The organism is Paenibacillus sp. FSL L8-0436 (assembly GCF_038593025.1).
GTDB lineage: Bacteria > Bacillota > Bacilli > Paenibacillales > Paenibacillaceae > Paenibacillus_AQ.
On sequence record NZ_CP151955.1, the window covers coordinates 5,997,530 to 6,015,529 of the forward strand.

General features: G+C 51.1%; 12 protein-coding genes and 1 tRNA gene. 1 reads left to right on the plus strand and 12 read right to left on the minus strand.

The genetic code is table 11. From position 1 onward, the window contains the following. Positions 1-154 precede the first annotated feature (154 nt). The 10 genes from yihA to NSS79_RS27800 form a co-directional block, all read right to left on the minus strand. Positions 155-820: a ribosome biogenesis GTP-binding protein YihA/YsxC gene (yihA, locus tag NSS79_RS27755; RefSeq protein ID WP_342436979.1), complete on the minus strand. Its 666-nt coding sequence runs from the start codon at positions 818-820 to the stop codon at positions 155-157. Positions 821-832: 12 nt separating this feature from the next. Continuing rightward, positions 833-3,196 (minus strand): endopeptidase La, encoded by a 2,364-nt coding sequence (gene lon / locus NSS79_RS27760; protein WP_342436980.1) that lies wholly within the window; start codon positions 3,194-3,196, stop codon positions 833-835. Positions 3,197-3,463: 267 nt separating this feature from the next. Then, complete coding sequence (locus NSS79_RS27765; RefSeq protein WP_342436981.1) at positions 3,464-3,886, minus strand: VanZ family protein; 423 nt, start codon at positions 3,884-3,886, stop codon at positions 3,464-3,466. A gap of 57 nt (positions 3,887-3,943) precedes the next feature. Then, entirely contained in the window at positions 3,944-5,656 is a 1,713-nt protein-coding gene (gene lonB, locus NSS79_RS27770; protein ID WP_342436982.1) for an ATP-dependent protease LonB, read from the minus strand. 940 nt (positions 5,657-6,596) lie between these two features. Next, positions 6,597-7,268 (minus strand): DUF559 domain-containing protein, encoded by a 672-nt coding sequence (locus tag NSS79_RS27775; protein WP_342436983.1) that lies wholly within the window; start codon positions 7,266-7,268, stop codon positions 6,597-6,599. A gap of 225 nt (positions 7,269-7,493) precedes the next feature. Then, positions 7,494-8,633 carry a flavodoxin-dependent (E)-4-hydroxy-3-methylbut-2-enyl-diphosphate synthase gene (gene ispG, locus NSS79_RS27780; RefSeq protein ID WP_342440455.1) on the minus strand — a complete coding sequence of 380 codons (1,140 nt, stop codon included), beginning with the start codon at positions 8,631-8,633 and terminating at the stop codon, positions 7,494-7,496. Positions 8,634-8,734: 101 nt separating this feature from the next. Then, complete coding sequence (gene clpX, locus NSS79_RS27785; protein WP_038595826.1) at positions 8,735-9,991, minus strand: ATP-dependent protease ATP-binding subunit ClpX; 1,257 nt, start codon at positions 9,989-9,991, stop codon at positions 8,735-8,737. 12 nt (positions 9,992-10,003) lie between these two features. Next, positions 10,004-10,594: an ATP-dependent Clp endopeptidase proteolytic subunit ClpP gene (gene clpP / locus NSS79_RS27790; RefSeq protein WP_038595829.1), complete on the minus strand. Its 591-nt coding sequence runs from the start codon at positions 10,592-10,594 to the stop codon at positions 10,004-10,006. A 273-nt stretch (positions 10,595-10,867) separates the two neighbouring features. After that, positions 10,868-12,196, minus strand: a complete 1,329-nt coding sequence (tig, locus tag NSS79_RS27795) for a trigger factor (protein WP_342436984.1) — start codon at positions 12,194-12,196, stop codon at positions 10,868-10,870. Positions 12,197-12,292: 96 nt separating this feature from the next. Beyond that, the gene (locus NSS79_RS27800; protein ID WP_342440456.1) at positions 12,293-13,138 is read right to left on the minus strand and encodes a hypothetical protein; all 846 of its coding nucleotides are present in this window, start codon (positions 13,136-13,138) and stop codon (positions 12,293-12,295) included. A gap of 221 nt (positions 13,139-13,359) precedes the next feature. On the opposite strand from NSS79_RS27800, the gene NSS79_RS27805 reads away from it, so the two are divergent. Continuing rightward, a tRNA-Arg gene (locus NSS79_RS27805) sits at positions 13,360-13,433 on the plus strand. Positions 13,434-14,708: 1,275 nt separating this feature from the next. On the opposite strand, the gene NSS79_RS27810 is transcribed toward NSS79_RS27805, so the two are convergent. Further along, on the minus strand, positions 14,709-15,896 hold the full coding sequence (locus NSS79_RS27810) for an anhydro-N-acetylmuramic acid kinase (protein ID WP_342436985.1): 1,188 nt from the start codon (positions 15,894-15,896) through the stop codon (positions 14,709-14,711). Continuing rightward, positions 15,893-17,998, minus strand: coding sequence for a beta-N-acetylhexosaminidase (nagZ, locus tag NSS79_RS27815; protein ID WP_342436986.1), 2,106 nt, complete (start codon positions 17,996-17,998; stop codon positions 15,893-15,895). Before nagZ ends, NSS79_RS27810 begins: the two co-directional genes overlap by 4 nt. Positions 17,999-18,000: the final 2 nt, after the last annotated feature.

Consider the following 18,000-nt stretch of genomic DNA (forward strand, 5'->3'; position numbering starts at 1 on the left):
TAGATTGATTATACAACGTAGAGCGGCGGGTTTCTCTCATGCTAGAACAGGCTAAAGACCGTTAATCCCTCTTATGGCGTGGAAATGGGAGAATAGGTGAGGAATTCGCATTGATCCTATGATATACGCATATTTCCCATATATCAGGACCAACTTATTCTTCAGAAGTATCTTCAGACTGAGATGCTTCCACGAGATCCTGGCTTTCCTGCTCATCCTCTATATCTTCTTCGGAAGGAAGGCAGTAGCTCTCAATCAGTTCCCACAGTTCATCTTTGCCGAGGCCCAGCTCCGAGGAAAAGGAGATGAAATTATCCCCCGGCAATACACCGAGCTCCTGTTTCATAATTTTGATATGTTTAGGCCAGCGGGTCTTGGGAATCTTGTCCGCTTTGGTTGCCACCACGCAGAGCGGCAGATCATAATGCTTCAGCCAATCAAACATCATTTTATCGTTGCTGGTCGGCGGGTGGCGCAAATCTACTATAAGCAGAATAAGCCTTAGCGTGTCCCGCTCTGCCATATACTTTTCAACCATTTTCCCCCATGAGGCACGTTGGGTTTTGGAAACCTTGGCATACCCGTAACCCGGAAAGTCAACAAAATACATATCTTCGTTGACACGGTAATAGTTCATATGCTGTGTCTTGCCCGGTGTGGAGCTGGTACGGGCCAGATTTTTACGGTTAATCATCCGGTTGATCAGGGAGGACTTCCCTACGTTGGAGCGCCCTGCCAGAGCAATCTCCGGCAAGGCGTCAACTGGGTATTGATCAGGGCCTACGGCGCTGATGATAAATTCGGCATTGTTAACTTTCATAGGACTTCCTTTCTAATGCACACTACTCGGCGCTTCACTGCTAATTTCTGTATGATGTTCAACAAGCGCATGCTGCAGCACCTGATCCATATGGGATACAGGCACAAACTCCACATCGTTGCGTACGCTCTCCGGGATATCCTTGAGGTCGCGCTCGTTGTCCTTCGGAAGAAGGATTTTTTTGTAACCGGCACGGTGGGCAGCCAGCGATTTCTCCTTAAGCCCGCCAATCGGCAGGACACGCCCGCGCAGCGTAATCTCACCCGTCATTGCCACGTCTTTCGATACATAACGTTTGGTCAGTGCGGAGATCAACGCAGTAGCAATGGTGATCCCTGCAGAGGGGCCATCCTTCGGTATTGCACCTTCAGGGATGTGAATGTGGATGTCGTTTTTCTCATGAAAATCCGGCTCTAGTCCCAGCTCCTCCGCCTTTGAACGGGTATAGCTGAAAGCGGCCTGAGCCGACTCCTTCATCACATCACCCAACTGTCCCGTAAGCGTGAGCTTGCCAGTGCCCTGAACAACCGTTACTTCGATCAGCAGCGTGTCGCCGCCAACCTCGGTCCATGCCAGGCCGGTTACGGTGCCAATCTGATCCTCCAACTCGGCCATACCGTAACGGTACTTCGATACACCGAGATAGTCCTTGACCTCACCCGGCAGGATACTGACTTGTTTCTTCTCATCGGATACAATCTGCTTTGCTGCTTTGCGGCATAGTGCCGCGATCTGCTGCTCCAAATTACGTACCCCGGATTCCCGGGTATATTCGCGGACGATCTTCAGCAGGGTGTCGTCTTCAATGGACAGCTGTTCATCCTCCAAGCCATGATTCTTACGCTGCTTCGGCAGCAAATAACGGCTGGCAATTTGCAGTTTCTCCAGTTCTGTGTAACCGGGAATGAAGAGCATCTCCATCCGGTCAAGCAGTGGACGTGGAATATTATGCACAGCATTCGCAGTTGTCACGAACATAACATTCGACAGGTCGAACGGCAACTCGACGAAGTGATCGCTGAATGTATTGTTTTGCTCCGGATCAAGCACCTCCAGCAGTGCCGCCGAAGGGTCGCCGCGGAAGTCCGCCGCCATCTTGTCGATTTCGTCGAGTAGAAAGACCGGGTTAACACTGCCCGCTGTCTTCATCCCCTGAATGATCCGGCCCGGCATTGCACCGACATAGGTGCGGCGGTGGCCGCGAATCTCAGCTTCATCCCGCACGCCGCCCAGAGAAATGCGCACGAACTTGCGGTTCAGTGAACGGGCAATCGAACGAGCTAACGAAGTTTTGCCGACACCCGGCGGCCCTACCAGACAGAGAATCGGGCCCTTCAGCTTCTTGACCAGCTTTTGGACGGCCAGATATTCCAGCACCCGTTCCTTCGGCTTCTCCAGACCGTAATGGTCCGCATCCAGCACCTGCTCCGCCTTCAGAATATCCAGATCATCCTCTGTCGACTCGCTCCAAGGCAGACTCAGCAGCCAATCCACATAGTTGCGGATGACGCTGCCTTCCGCTGAGCTAGCCGGCATTTTTTCCAAGCGGTCGATTTCCTTCTCAACCTTCTCCTGCACACGCTCCGGCAGATTCTTTTCTTCCATCAGGCTGCGCAGCTCATCCGCTTCACCGGCCCGGCCTTCTTTTTCACCGAGCTCCTTCTGGATCGCTTTCATCTGTTCACGCAGATAATATTCCTTCTGGGTTTTCTCCATCTGTTTCTTCACACGCTGGTTGATTTTGCGCTCAAGTTCAAGCACTTCACGCTCATTGTTAAGGATATCGAGCAGCTTCTCCAGGCGTTTGCTGACATCAATGGTCTCCAGAATCTCCTGCTTATCCTTAATCTTCAGTGCCAAATGGCTCGTAATGACATCGGCGAGTCTTCCCGGCTCTTCAATATCAGAGACAGCAGCAAGCGTTTCTGGGGTGACTTTTTTGGACAAAGTGATGTAATGTTCGAATTGGCTCAGTACGGTGCGCATTAGAGCGTCACTCTCCTGATCCACATCCTCCTGTTCTGGCAGCTCGCGCGCCATCACCTCGTAAAACTCCTCATTATCCATATAATGAATAATTTCGGCCCGCTCCACACCTTCCACCAGCACACGAATCGTGCCATTGGGAAGCTTCAGCATTTGCCGCACGTTCGCAACGGTACCGACCCGAAAAATATCTTCTTGTCCCGGCTCCTCAATATTCACTTCCGACTGTGAGCAGAGGAGAATCAGGTTATCTTCAACCATAGCTTTTTCCAGCGCCCGAACGGACTTCTCGCGGCCCACATCCAAATGAAGAACCATACTGGGGTACACAAGAAGACCTCTAAGGGGCAATAAAGGAAAACGACGACCTTTTGTTTTGTTTGGTATCATCGCTTTCGCACCTCCCATGGTTCTCAAGTAGTGTCATATGCATTCATTCTAACAAAAGCGGCATCAAAACACCAACAGGCTGCCTTTCAGTGTAACGTTCTACGTCTTTCCAGCATATCAACGCAGCAATTAGTATTTGCGGCTCCTATGTGGAATATGTCCGTTTGTAGATATAGGGGACAAAAGGAACAAGAAATTGTGCTGAAATGTGAAATTCCATAAAAAAGAGCGGCGGGTTTCCCGCCACTCATTCCTGTGCAGTAACATCTAATTCGCATTGCTTAAATTGCGATCAAACTTAATTCTGTTCACTATCTGCACAACCATCGCCCCTAACAAAACACCGGCAGAATCAATGGCTACGTCATACAGTCTGCCGTCACGTCCAAAGTATAATTGGAGCAGCTCTGTCAGCAGGGCAAAAGCAATGGATACAAGAATACTCAGGACGGTGCTCTTACTCCGTCTATAGAACAGGACTGCCAGCACAGCAAATCCTGAGAAATGTCCTATCTTTCTGATGATATACCCGGAGGTATACTTCAAATCCAGCGTCGTCAGTTCGTGGAAATCGGCTGATCCCAGCCAACGGAAAGATGGAACGGTGCCATTCACCCAAAAACTGGAGTCAGAAGCACAGGTGAATACAAGCAATAGCATGGCCCATGTGATAATCACAACAGTTTTCATTACAAAACCCACTTTCAATTACAGTGTTTCTAGTATCGCAGATTTTTAAGCAAAAATCTAATTTTGCATATCCCCTGCAGCGTCAGCCTTAAAGAGGGAAGGTGACGCAGAGAACGTCTCGCCGGAGACTGCAGGCAGCCTTACATCCGCGGTCTCTGTGCCGAACAGGTGACGGAATACCTCTTCCACCGTCTCCACCGGAATGACCCGCAGGGGGGCGAGGTCGGCGAATAAGGATTGCCAGTTTTCTTTCGGAATCAGCACAGTAGTTGCCCCAGCCTGAAAAGCTGCCTCTACCTTGGCGATTACGCCGCCGACTGGCTTCACACGTCCGTGAATCCCGATCTCACCGGTGATGGCAACAGTGTTGTCAACCGGCAGACGGCGGATTGCGGAGACAATGGCAACGGCCATCGCCACTCCAGCGGATGGACCGTCAATCGGGGTACCACCGGGAAAGTTTACATGCAGATCGTAACGGTCCGGCTCCAAATTCATCGTGCGCAGAACCGTTAGTACATTCTCTACAGACCCTTTGGCCATACTCTTGCGACGGATCGTACGCGATCCCCCGCCAATCTCTTCTTCATCGACCACACCGGTAACGTTTAGCCGTCCCTGACCGCTAGCAGGTGCAGCCGAAACTTCAATCTCCAGCAAAGTACCCATACCAGGACCATACACCGCCAGGCCGTTGACCAGCCCTATCTGTGGCGATGATGGAATCTTGCGTTCCGTCCGCAGCGGTAACTGACTGCTGCCAGCCACCCATTCCACGTCGGCCGCTGTCAGAGTGTCACGTTGTTCGGTCAAGGCCAACCCTGCGGCGAGTTGTATCATATTGACGGCTTCCCGGCCGTTAGTGGCATATTGCTGCACCACAGTCACAGCTTCCGGGCTGGGCTTCAAGCCAATTTTCTGAATCGCATCACGACCGATCACGGCGATCTCATCAGGCAGCAAAGGACGGAAATAAATTTCCATGCAGCGTGAACGCAGCGCCGGTGAAATTTCATCAGGAGAACGCGTGGTTGCTCCGACGAGACGGAAATCGGCTGGCAGACCATTTTGAAAAATATCATGGATATACGCAGGTGTATTGCTGTCCTCGGAATTGTAATAGGCGCTTTCCAGCAGCACTTTGCGGTCTTCAAGAACTTTTAGCAGCTTGTTCATCTGAATGGGGTGAAGCTCACCGATTTCATCCAGAAAAAGAATCCCGCCATGCGCCTTGGTCACAGCTCCCGGCTTCGGCTGGGGCACGCCTGCCACTCCCATTGCACCGGCCCCTTGGTAGATCGGATCATGCACCGAGCCAATTAGCGGATCGGCAATTCCCCGTTCATCGAAACGGGCTGTAGTTGCATCAATTTCTGTAAATTTGGCATCACTTTTGAAGGGGGATAGCACATTTTTTTTCGCTTCCTCCATGACAACACGGGCAGCAGCAGTCTTGCCGACTCCCGGAGGCCCGTAAATGATGACATGCTGCGGATTGGCGCTGCAGAGCGCCGCCTTCAGAGCACGCAGCCCATCCTTTTGCCCGACGATATCTCCAATGGAGGCCGGACGCGTCTTTTCCGAGAGCGGTTTGGTTAAAGAAATCATCCGCATCTTCCGCAGCTTATCCAGCTCCTTGCGTGACTCACGATCCACCGCCGTCTTATTGGTCTTCTGTCCCCGCAGCAAATTCCAAAAATAAACGCCGATAACCAGCGCGAAAAAGAGCTGCACGATCATCAGCAATATGCTCAATGAGCTTAATTCCATAGGTCATCCTCCCATTTCATTCAGTCTACCTGGTCTATACCGTTGGCTACTACTAGGTAGTATAGCCGTTTCGGTCATTCGTAAACGCAGTGCAGACAGTATTTATGAAAGATTAACTAAATTTTGGATAATGAATCAGGGTTATGACCGAAGGCCAGATTGACGGGATGGTTATCTGAATTTTATAGCTGAATGTTACAAGAATGAATAAGGGGGTGATGTAGGAAAGGGTGTGGGCGGATAAAATCTGTAAGGAGTTGGGCAATCGTAATGTGGGTCAGGCGCGGATCGCCTTAGTGCTAATGCAGTACGTAAGGGCAGGAGAGGCCAGATGACTGGCGTTGTTGAGGGTGATAGAGCGTTGCTGCCGACCATCTAAATACGCGTAGCTGCGAGCGCTAGACCGTTGATAAGGATGTCTTGCGTTGCTCCTGCGGGAAATATGGATAAAACGTTGAAGCGATGTCTTGGCGTAACTGCAGCGACTAGTCGTTGATGCACCACTAAACGTAGCTGTAGCTGTGGGCGATAGCGCTGATGAGGACGTCTTGGCGTTGCTGCGGCCACTAGTCGTTGATGTGTACCACTAAACGTAGCTGTAACTGGGCGATAGTACGTTGATGCGACTTCCTCGCGTAGCCGCGGTCACCAGTCATTGATATGCACTTCTAAATGTTGCTGCTGCGGGCCATACATGGAGCAGCCTCACAAACTTTTGAACAGACCTTTTACCAAATGGAAATACTCCCTCTATTTCAAGTGATTTGTTCTATATAGCTGAAATAGAGGGATATCCGCAACTTGTAAGTACGGGCACATCACAGCAAATTTATAGGGTACATTTCCCGCTATCCCGTGAATTTAACTGTTCTTCGCTTACTAAAACCCTCCATCCTATTTCTCCATGTTCGACCACCAATTAGTTGCTGCACTCACTCTCCTATTCCCAGTAACTGAGAACATTGCGCGCCAGCTCATACCTTACCCTCCGGACGCCATCGCCACGTTTTGTAGGCGTCAGCCAACCTTTTTCAGTTAACTTATACAACATGTGCCGTGCAGTTTTAGGATTGAGTGAGAAATATTCAGCTACATCCTGCGGTCGTACGGTTCCTGCCTGACGGATTACAAAACGCATAACCTCTCTCTCAACCAGCAGCAACTTCTCCACTGGAACAACTGGTGCTATATATCTGCTCAACACCATGCGCAGTAAGGTAACACATAATTCAGGACGCTGCTCCACATCATCGTAGGCAAAGGAGATGACTTGGTAACCCATTGCACACAGAAACGTTTCGCGGTTCAACTCATTGCTATATTTCTGTCTGTCCATATCCTTTACATGTGCAGCATAACCTTTGATCTCCAGCAGGAGTCTGATCGTTCCCGGCAAAAATGCAAAATCAGCAAAATAGGAACGGCCGCGCCAGTCCATGACTTCATATTCCGGATGAAGATTGCAGAAGTCACCACGCAGCGGCCACCATACATTTTGCAGAAATAATGCTTCGGCATGCCGATGCCCCCTCTCCAGCCTCCCCCTTCGCTCTCCGCTCCTAGAATCTAGATGATGCTGAATAAACCCTTCAATATTCGGCTTGTGATTCATATCCGCTAATCCCCCTTTGGTTATACAAAATAAAAAACGCCCCATTTCACCGCCGGATCACCCGTGGTGCAATGGGACGTTTTTCGTCACCTTGCTTCATGCTATAAAAAAATTTGGAACATCTATCTATGCTTAGAGGGAAATACGCCCGCTATTATATCCAGAATGCTTGTTTCTCGAGCAATAAAAGGAATCAGCTTGTTCGACTGGATAGAATAAGTTCTACTATTCTTCCGAATTACCCACGCCTATAGCAGGAGCCAGTCCGGCATGCTTGCGGCCGGGGATTTCGCCCGTTGCTTCAAAGTGAGCGACAATGATGTCGATCTCCTTCTTCAGTTCGGAGACAAGCTCTGCCTCTGGAACCTTGCGGATCATTTTGCCGTAACGGAACAGCAGTCCCTCACCACGGGCACCGGCGATGCCGATATCGGCTTCACGGGCTTCTCCGGGGCCGTTAACGGCGCAGCCCAGCACCGATACTTTGATCGGCACCTTCAGCTTGGAAATATACTCTTCTACTTCGTTGGCGATGGAGAAGAGATCAATGTCCAGGCGTCCGCAGGTCGGACATGAGATCAAGGTGGCAGCGTTGGAGATCAGACCAAAAGTCTTGAGCAGTTCACGCGCTACCTTCACTTCCTCGACTGGATCGGCACTGAGCGAGATCCGCACGGTGCTGCCGATGCCCATAGAGAGCAGTGCCCCGATACCTGCCGAGCTCTTCACGGTTCCGGCGAACAACGTGCCGGATTCTGTAATGCCCAGATGCAGCGGATAAGGAATGACTTCTGCCGCCTTGCGGTAAGCTTCGATAGCCATAGGTACATCCGAAGCCTTCAGGGAGACGATAATGTCATGGAAATCGAGTTCCTCGAGAATTCCAATATGATAAAGTGCGCTCTCGACCATAGCTTCCGGAGTCGGATAGCCGTATTTCTCGAGCAAGTGGTTTTCCAGCGAACCGGCGTTTACGCCAATGCGGATCGGAATTCCTTTTTCTTTGCAGGCTTTGACTACAGCTTCCACCTTGTCGCGGCGGCCGATGTTGCCGGGATTGATCCGGACCTTGTCGATGCCGTTCTCAATAGCCAGCAAAGCCAGCTTATAGTTAAAATGAATATCCGCTACAAGCGGAATATGAATCTGCTTCTTGATTTCCTTGATCGCGGCAGCCGCTTCTTCATTGTTGACAGTTACGCGCACGAGTTGGCAGCCCGCTTCCTCCAGCCGCAGGATTTCAGCGACCGTAGCTTCCACATCAGCGGTTTTGGTCGTACACATGCTTTGAATAGCAACCTCATTGTTTCCCCCGATAATAACTCCGCCAACATTGACAGGACGGGTCTGGTGTCTCAAGAACATGGTTTTCTCCCCCATAACGATCAAAGCTCCACCCCCACCGCTCCCGCTTTGTGAAGCGGGATAGCGGCAAAAAGGTGGAGTCTGTGAATTGTATTGTTTAATTAGGCGCTTTCTTCCTTCTTCTTGTCTTTCTTGATGCCCAGCTCAGGCAACGCCTTCTCTTGAACGACCTGCTCCGTAATCACGCAGTCCTTGATGTCATCGCGTGAAGGAACCTCATACATCACATCAAGCATAATACTCTCTATGATTGCACGCAGACCACGGGCACCCGTGTTACGTTTGATGGCTTCCTTAGCGATGGCTTCAAGCGCCAGCGGTTCAAATTTCAGCGCGACATTGTCCATTTCCAGCAGCTTGATATACTGCTTGGTGAGCGCATTTTTCGGCTCGGACAGGATGCGCACCAGCGTATTCTCATCAAGCGGCTCTAGCGTGGAGATTACCGGCAGACGGCCGACAAACTCAGGAATAAGACCAAATTTAAGCAGATCTTCAGGCAATACCATGGACAGGTATTCGCCTGTCTTCAGGTCCTTCTGACCTTCTACAGCAGCGTTGAAGCCGATGACTTTTTTGCCGATACGGCGTTTGATCATTTGCTCCAGACCGTCAAAAGCACCGCCAACGATGAACAGGATGTTCGTCGTGTCGATTTGGATAAACTCCTGGTGAGGATGCTTGCGTCCGCCTTGCGGTGGTACGGAAGCTACAGTACCTTCCAGAATCTTCAGCAGGGCCTGCTGTACACCTTCACCGGAAACGTCGCGTGTAATGGACGGATTCTCGGATTTGCGTGCTACTTTATCAATTTCATCAATATAGATAATACCGCGTTCGGCTTTTTCCACATCATAATCCGCAGCCTGGATCAGCTTCAGCAGAATATTCTCAACATCCTCACCCACATAGCCCGCTTCCGTAAGGGAAGTGGCATCTGCAATAGCAAAAGGAACGTTGATAATCTTCGCCATGGTCTGCGCCAGCAGCGTTTTACCCGAACCTGTTGGACCGAGCAGGAGAATATTGCTCTTCGTCAGTTCAACGTCTTCGATCTTGCTTTGGCTGTTCACACGCTTGTAGTGATTATATACAGCAACGGAGAGCGATTTCTTCGCCTGCTCCTGGCCGATTACGTATTGATCAAGAATATCACGGATTTCCTTTGGTTTCGGGATATCCTTCAGGTCCAGCTCTTCCTCATGGCCGAGCTCTTCCTCCACGATTTCCGTGCACAGCTCGATGCATTCGTCACATATATAAACACCAGGTCCTGCTACAAGCTTACGAACCTGCTCTTGTGATTTGCCGCAAAAAGAACATTTCAATTGCCCTTTTTCATCATTAAATTTAAACATCTTACCACCCCTTTAAGATATGATCGGTGAAGAGAGTACCTGGTCAATAAGCCCATATTCCTTCGCTTCTTCCGCGCTCATGAAGTTATCGCGGTCCGTATCCCGTTCGATTTTTTCAAGGGGCTGACCTGTGCGATCCACATATATTTGATTCAGCTTATGTCTAGTCTTGAGGATCCAGTCTGTGTGAATCCAGATATCGGATGCCTGCCCTTGAACGCCGCCGAGCGGCTGATGAATCATGACCTCGCTGTTGGTCAGCGCGTATCTTTTGCCCGGAGCTCCAGCAGTAAGCAACAGCGATCCCATACTGGCTGCCATTCCTACACAAATCGTAGAAACATCGGGTTTGATGTATTGCATCGTATCATATATACCCATGCCGGCTGTCACAGAACCACCAGGCGAGTTGATGTACAGGTGAATGTCTTTTTCGGGGTCATCTGCTGCCAGGAACAACAACTGGGCAATAATCAGATTGGCGACATCATCGTCAATTGCATTGCTCAGGAAGATGATGCGATCCTTCAGCAATCTGGAATAGATATCGTATGACCGTTCTCCCCGACTTGTGGATTCCACAACCATTGGTACCAGACTCATGCCACCAACCTCTTTTCTCTATACAGATTAGTCTTTCCGTTCAGAAATATTTTAACACGTTCAAGGCGGTATGTCATTTTTTCACTGCTGAGGAAATCCGCATTGGTCATGTGCCTGCCATTATAGCGCAATTTCAGACACATTGCCAATCCTCTGTTCGGTTATGTACCTCCAAACACCAGCACCCGATAAAAATAAGGCACGTAACAAACTTACGTGCCTTATCAACTGTCTATGGAGGCCGTACTTGGCCGCTCTAGGTAAAATTAAATATTACTCAGCGCTTGTTTCTTCAGCAGCTTCTTCAGTTGCTTCAACTTCCACGCTGCTGGATACGAGCAGTTCAATGGTCTTGCGCAGCGAAATTTCTTCGTTCAAGCTGCTCAGGGAACCGTTAGCTGCAAGGATACTGCGGATTTCTTCAGGAGAACGTTTGAAGGATTCAGCCATGGAAGCGAGCTCTTGGTTCACTTCTTCTTCGGAAACTTCGATCTTCTCTTCCTTCGCGATCACTTCAAGCACCAGGTTGTTGCGGACGCGTTTTTCGGCATCGTCTTTCATTTGGATCTCAAGATCTTCACGGGTTTGACCGGAGAAGCTGAGGAACATATCCATGTTCATGCCTTGTTGGCGAAGACGGTTGTCGAAATCGCGAACCATGTTTTGAACTTCACTGGCGATCATTGCTTCAGGAATTTCCACTTCAGCATTAGCTGCTGCTTTGTCAACTACTGCAGTTTCGCGAACGCCTTTCAGCTCTTCCTGTTTGCGGGATTCAAGCTGTGCTTTCAGATCTGCTTTGTATTCTTCCAGTGTGTCGAATTCACTTACATCTTTGGCGAACTCGTCGTCCAGGGCAGGAAGCTGTTTGCGTTTGATTTCATGTAGCTTCACTTTGAATACAGCAGCTTTGCCTGCAAGGTTCTCTGCATGGTAAGCCTCAGGGAAAGTAACTTCTACATCCTTGAAATCACCAGTGGACATGCCTACAACCTGCTCTTCAAAACCAGGGATGAAGGAGTTGCTGCCAAGTTCCAGGGAATGACGTTCTGCTTGGCCGCCTTCGAACTGCACGCCATCTACGGAACCGTCAAAGTCGATTACAGTGATATCGCCATTAGCTGCCGCTTCATCTTCAACAACAACCAGTTCAGCATGACGTTCTTGCAGACGTTTCAGTTCGGCATCCAGCTCTTCTTCAGTAACTTCAGCTTTTTGAACCGGAACTTCCAGGCCTTTGTACTCGCCCAGCTTCACTTCAGGCTTAACAGTGATCTTCGCTTTGAAAATAAATGCTTGACCTTTAGCGAATTGCTCAATGTCCACTTCAGGACGGTCTACCGGGAAAATGTCGGTTTGCTCAACAGCTTCGCCGTAAACTTCAGGAAGAAGAATGTCGATGGCATCCTGGTACAGGCTTTCTACACCAAAACGGGATTCAAAGATCGGCCGAGGCACTTTACCTTTACGGAAACCAGGTACGTTTGCTTTCTTAACCACTTTATTAAAAGCTTTGTCGAGTGCTGTAGCTACGCGTTCTGCTTCTACTTCGACTTCAAGAACTCCAAGGTTCTTCTCTATTTTTTCCCAAGTTGCCTTCATAATATACTTTTCCCTCCAAAAATAGGTTACATGTTTACTTTAAATAATCACGCAATTCACGCACAGAATAACCATTATATTATATACAACATCGCTTTATTTATCAAGTAGAGAACTCTTTACAAATCCTTTGAGAGAACGATAGGCTCCTTCAAATTGAAAGCGCATGCCGCCCGTTATCCCGTACATCCCGCGTGTTTCTTCCTCCTGCCGCGTTCCGTTCAGGCTTTCTGACACTATTTGATGCAGCGCACCCGCCCAAATATCGAGCAGCGCATCCTCTCCGTCCAACAATTTTCGATATTCGGCCGAACCGTAAATCGACATGATAAATTGTCCCCAAAGCTCTTGGGCAAAATAATAAAGTGTAGGCTCATGAACCTCCGCCTGCTCAGCCACCCGTTCAATCACTTGGCTCACCTGCAGCGGGAAATCCTCATTTTGCAGCGGTACCGTCTCAATCTCCACAATCGACGCTTCCTGTCCGCGCATCAGCTTAATGGTTCCCTGTGCGCCGCGCCGCCGGAGGGTCTGCAGTGTACGGAATTGCAGTAGCGGATGAACCGTTGCCTTCTCCAGCCAGTCTGTCAGCGTCTCGTCGACATGTCCGCCCTCCAGATAAGAAAGCTGCTCCAGTGCCAGGATCGTCGCTTCGGACAGCGGCTCGTTCATGATACGCTTCAATAACTTATCAGGATAATCCGCATCCTCTTCCTGCTTCGATTTAGCCAGTATGCGGGCCATGTCCTCTTCCTTAAGATCCTGCTCTTCACCGGGAGCGGCATCTTTCGCATCTCCGCCCTGGGCAGCGTATGGAAAGGCCGCCTCCAGCCAGCTAAGCAGCGACTGCCATTCCTCGTAGTGCCGCTCTTCCTGACCTTGGCATTGCAGCAAAAAGCGCAGCAGTTCCATCGCTTCCCCGTAACGTTCACTCTCCAGCATCACCGTGAGCTGAATCTGATAGTAATCCAGCGTCTTCGGAAACAGCACGACATTCTCTTTGGCAGGGGAATTCGAATGATTAATGAGGGCACCTCCTTTTCTCCGAACCTTAGTCAATTGTAGATTATAGCATATCCCGGCTAGGTTTCAAAAAAACAAGTTGAAAAAGTTATCTATGTATGATAACATAATTTTTGCTTGCTTTTCGCACAAGCTATTATGTCCCGGTAGCTCAGTTGGATAGAGCATGCGCCTTCTAAGCGCACGGTCGGGGGTTCGAATCCCTTCCGGGACGTCCTTTCAGAAACAGCCTTCCTTCGGGGAGGCTGTTTCTGTGTTCAGGCGAGCGGAGCCCGCTGCGGGCTGGCACGTCCAAGAATGCAATGCAGTTCGGAATTAGAATGTCGGGAACACGAAGTCAGCTGGACGTTGGCGTGTCCGGCAACGCAATGCCTTCTGACTGGACGTTAGGCATCTAGAATCGTGAAGCCCGCGGGGGTTCGTTAGAAGTCTGGAACGACGAGTGATACCTGTTGGGAATTCGTTAGACGTTTGGAATGACGAGTGATGCCTGTTGGGGATTCGTTGGACGTTTGGAATGACGAATGATGCCTGTTGGGGATTCGTTAGACGCTTGGAATGACGAGTGATGCCTGTTGGGTGGACTACCATATCTCTGAATGAAGTCCGTTAGGTGCTGAGCGACCATAAACGAAAATACTAGTGGCTCAGTTCAGCGGCATCTCGGCTACTGCGGACTCAGGAGACGCTATTTAGTGAATTACCAGACATCCGGGGGAGTCGCGGACTCCAGAGTCGTTATTAGAAAGAAATCAACCTAAATCGGGGATTTCAGCACAAATAACGTCTCCTCAGTCCGGATGCGCCTAAAAACAGCCTGATCTTTAATAATAAGGCCCCCTGGGTCCGAAGTGGGTGAGCAATAGTGCCTTTCGTAAGCGGATACAGATTCCGCTTGAATTCTTTCCTTGTCCTCCTTCCTTTAACGCCTCGAGCTCCATGCATAAAAAGAAACAACCCCGCCTGATAACAAGCGGGGCATTTGCCTATCTACCAACTGCGTTTATCCTACTAGTGAATTCACCTACCGGCTGCGGTTATCTACTGGTTGAATTCACCTACCGACTGCGTTTATCTACTGGTTGAATTCACCTACCGACTGCGTTTATCTACTGGTTAGATTCACCTACCAACTGCGTTTATCCTACTGGTTGTGTTCACCTACCGACTGCGTTTATCTACTGGTTGAATTCACCTAACGACTGCGTTTATCCACTGGTTGAATTCATCTACCGACTGCGTTTATCTACTGGTTGAATTCACCTACCGACTGCGTTTATCCACTGGTTGAATTCATCTACCAACTACGTTTATCTACTCGTTGAATTCACCTACCGACTGCGTTTATCCTACTGGTTGTGTTCACCTACCGAATGAGTAATCTACCGGTTGCATTCAACCGCTGTCTGCGTTTACCTGCTGTCTGAGTTTTTCTACTACCTTCGTTTATGCAGCAACAGTTAGCTTCGCATGTAAAAGCCAAACCCCTCTAGGGAAACGCCAGCTTGCCCATCACTGTCGGGCGGGAGGCTCCTGTGGCCGAAGGAAGATTATTGGCGACTCCGTGCATGAAATCATTGCCCAGCAAGGCGAAAATAATCGCCTCCTTCGCGTCGTCGCTGAAACCCAGCACGCTTGAGGTTATTACAGCCTGTTCCGGCAGCTGTTGCTGAAGCATAGCCAGCAATGCAGCATTGTGCGCACCGCCGCCGCTGACGATGACCTCGTCAATTTGGCATACAGGGAATACGTACCTTAAATACCCTTCCGCTATCGTCCGCGCGGTAAATGCGGTGGCAGTGGCTACAATATCTGCATCGTTCAAGCCGCGCGCCCGGGCCAGGGTCACAAACTGTTCGGCATAAGCTTTGCCGAAGACTTCCCGGCCTGTAGACTTGGGTGGCTTCAGTGCAAAATAAGGGTGCTCCATCATTTGATCCACCAGCATTTCGTCTGGTGTTCCCTGCGCAGCCCACGATCCTCCGTCATCATAAGACATTTGTCCGCCGCTCAGCAGATATACAGTCTGATCAATGACCATGTTCCCGGGGCCTGTATCGAAGGCAAACACATCTTCCGGACCCGCTGCGGCAGGAAGTGCTGTACAATTCCCGATTCCTCCAATATTCTGCAGCAGCCGCCCTTTCTCCGGATGCCGGAACAGAATCAGATCTCCATAAGGTGCCAGCGGCGCCCCCTGCCCGCCAACTGCCATGTCACCCGGGCGGAAATCCCCGACCACAACCCGGCCTGTTCTCTTGGCCAGCACAGACAAGTCGCCAAGCTGGAGCGTGGAACGGACCAGAAGCGGATCATCGGTGGCCGCTTCCGGGATATGCCACACCGTCTGGCCGTGGGAGCTGATGAGATCAATCTCATCAAGCTCCATTCCGGCACTGCGTACCGCTTCTATGGCCGCCTCGGCAAACCGTTCCGCCAGATATACGTTCATACCACATACCAGGTCCACCGATGAATGTTCTATCGTGCATAGCTCTTTCAGCCGCTCCCGAAGCCCGTCGTCATAGGGCACAGAGGAATAATGCAGCAGTTCAGCCTTGGCAGCCAGTCCGCTTCCTTCTATTGAGACTATCGCTGCGTCAATGCCATCCAGCGAAGTGCCGGACATTAAACCAACAACGACAGATTTTTGTTTAGTCCAGAGCGGGCCAATCATAAGCTAAGGCCCCAGCCTGCCGGATATTTATCCCCGAGCGATACCGGCAATCGTCCCTGAAATGGAATTTGCCCGAGCAGCGCCTTGGCTGCACTTTCCAGCGCAAGCGGACGCCCTTCATATGCAGCGGCATAAGTCTCTATCTCCGGCATTGCCAGCAGGTCATAAGGATTGCGCAGCGCAACAACCGCAAGCGGCTTGCCAAGCGCCCGCAAGGATTCCACCAAATTGCATTGATCGGGATTAAACTGCGCATTGTAGGTGCCCACAACAATCTGCTCAATGTCCTCAACCCGCGCTACCTCGAGCAGGTCAGCAGCATAGCTGGCAATATCACCTGCCGGAACGACACGGTCAATACAATCCAATCCATACTTACTGAGCATCGCACCAAGTCCCGCGGTTTCGCCAAAAGCTTCATCCACAAGAGTGGCTACTACAGGCGCTGCCGTAACTGCTAGCGTCTTCTTCCGTTGTAGGGGAAGCACAGAGGATTGATTGCAGACCAGGGTGATGCTGGCTTCACTGATACGGCGCGCCACTTCTACATGCGGCGGAGCTTCCAGCAGGCCGAGACCTGCATATGCTGCGGCAAAGCTGGCCGCTTGTCCGTATTCAACAACCAGCGCAGCGGGATTTGCAGTATCCCCCTCTTCAATCTCAGACAGTTTGGAACCCCCAGCACTTGTGTCTCCTGCACTTACTACTCCAGCGCCATCTGCACCCTCAGCACTCGTACCTTCTGCACCCTCAGCACTCGTACCTCCTGCACTCACAGCACTCGCACCGACTGCACTCACTACTCCAGCGCCATCTGCACTCACAGCACTCGTACCTTCTGCACCCCCAGCACTCGTACCTCCTGCACTCCCGACACTTGCACCTCCTACACCCACAGCACTCGCACCGCCTGCACTCACTGCTCCATCACCCCCTGCACCCACAGCTCCAACGCCGCCTACACTTGCGGCCGTTGAACCCGCTGCCGAAGAATCCGCAGAATCGGCTTCCGCCGCACCGGCCCCGCCAACAGGTCCGGCTGCGATCACACCCCGCTTCACCTTCAGCGCGAGCAGCCGCCGCACCGAGTCGTCAATGCGGGCTTCGCTGATTCTGCCTTCAGCGACCGCATGAAGAATGGCTTCAATGGCAGCCAGCTGGCGGTCAGCACGGTGGCTGATTAGAACGATATCAGCCCCGGCTGCAATGGCCAGCACCGAAGCTTCAACGGTGCCGTAGTGCTCGGCGATGGCGTTCATCTCCATGCAATCGGTCATAATAATCCCGCCGAAGCCCAGTTCTTCTCGTAGCAGACCGGTCAGAACCGCCTTCGAGAGCGTAACCGGAAGCTTCTCCTGCTCAAGTGCCGGGAAGTAGATATGCGCCGACATCATGGCATCCACACCTTCGGCAATTGCTCTGCGGAAAGGAACCAGCTCTACGCTGTCCATACGCGCCCGGTCATGTCTAACGGTCGGCAGATCCAGATGGGAATCCACATCGGTATCGCCATGGCCCGGAAAATGTTTAGCCGTAGCCGCGACACCTGCATCCTGAAATCCGCGGATCGTGGCTGCGCCATAATCGGCTACCTTCTCCGGCGATTCGCCGAAGGAACGGACGCCGATCACCGGATTCCGGGCATTATTGTTCACGTCCAGCACAGGAGCATAATTCAAATTAATGCCCATGGCGCTCAGTTCCCGCCCGCTGATCAAAGCCGCCTGATAGGCATCCTCTACCGAACCGGCCGCTGCGATTGCCATTCCGCCGGGCATAAGGGCCACACCTTCAGTAATACGGGCGACCATGCCGCCTTCCTGGTCGATGGAGATCCAGAGAGGAGCCTTGCCGCCTTCCGCTGCAGCCTGCTGCAACTCAGCGGTCATTCCGGCTACCTGCTCCGGCGTCTCTACGTTGCGGGCGAAGTAAATGACGCCGCCGATCCCGCCTTTTGCAATAAGCTCGCGAATTCCGTCGTCCGGCACAACGGTTCCTTCGAAACCGCACATCAGCATTTGCCCGATTTTGTCACTGAGACTCATTTCGGCGACCACCACATCAAGGCCGCTCTCTTGTACCGCTGCCTCACGCCAATCCATTG

What these genes read in the sequence shown, in the direction of transcription:
- yihA (WP_342436979.1), bottom strand. Translation starts at nt 820, where the DNA reads ATGAAAGTTAACAATGCCGAATTTATCATCAGCGCCGTAGGCCCTGAT.
- lon (WP_342436980.1), bottom strand. Translation starts at nt 3,196, where the DNA reads ATGATACCAAACAAAACAAAAGGTCGTCGTTTTCCTTTATTGCCCCTT.
- NSS79_RS27765 (WP_342436981.1), bottom strand. Translation starts at nt 3,886, where the DNA reads ATGAAAACTGTTGTGATTATCACATGGGCCATGCTATTGCTTGTATTC.
- lonB (WP_342436982.1), bottom strand. Translation starts at nt 5,656, where the DNA reads ATGGAATTAAGCTCATTGAGCATATTGCTGATGATCGTGCAGCTCTTT.
- NSS79_RS27775 (WP_342436983.1), bottom strand. Translation starts at nt 7,268, where the DNA reads ATGAATCACAAGCCGAATATTGAAGGGTTTATTCAGCATCATCTAGAT.
- ispG (WP_342440455.1), bottom strand. Translation starts at nt 8,633, where the DNA reads ATGTTCTTGAGACACCAGACCCGTCCTGTCAATGTTGGCGGAGTTATT.
- clpX (WP_038595826.1), bottom strand. Translation starts at nt 9,991, where the DNA reads ATGTTTAAATTTAATGATGAAAAAGGGCAATTGAAATGTTCTTTTTGC.
- clpP (WP_038595829.1), bottom strand. Translation starts at nt 10,594, where the DNA reads ATGAGTCTGGTACCAATGGTTGTGGAATCCACAAGTCGGGGAGAACGG.
- tig (WP_342436984.1), bottom strand. Translation starts at nt 12,196, where the DNA reads ATGAAGGCAACTTGGGAAAAAATAGAGAAGAACCTTGGAGTTCTTGAA.
- NSS79_RS27800 (WP_342440456.1), bottom strand. Translation starts at nt 13,138, where the DNA reads ATGCTGGAGAGTGAACGTTACGGGGAAGCGATGGAACTGCTGCGCTTT.
- NSS79_RS27810 (WP_342436985.1), bottom strand. Translation starts at nt 15,896, where the DNA reads ATGATTGGCCCGCTCTGGACTAAACAAAAATCTGTCGTTGTTGGTTTA.
- nagZ (WP_342436986.1), bottom strand. Translation starts at nt 17,998, where the DNA reads ATGGATTGGCGTGAGGCAGCGGTACAAGAGAGCGGCCTTGATGTGGTG.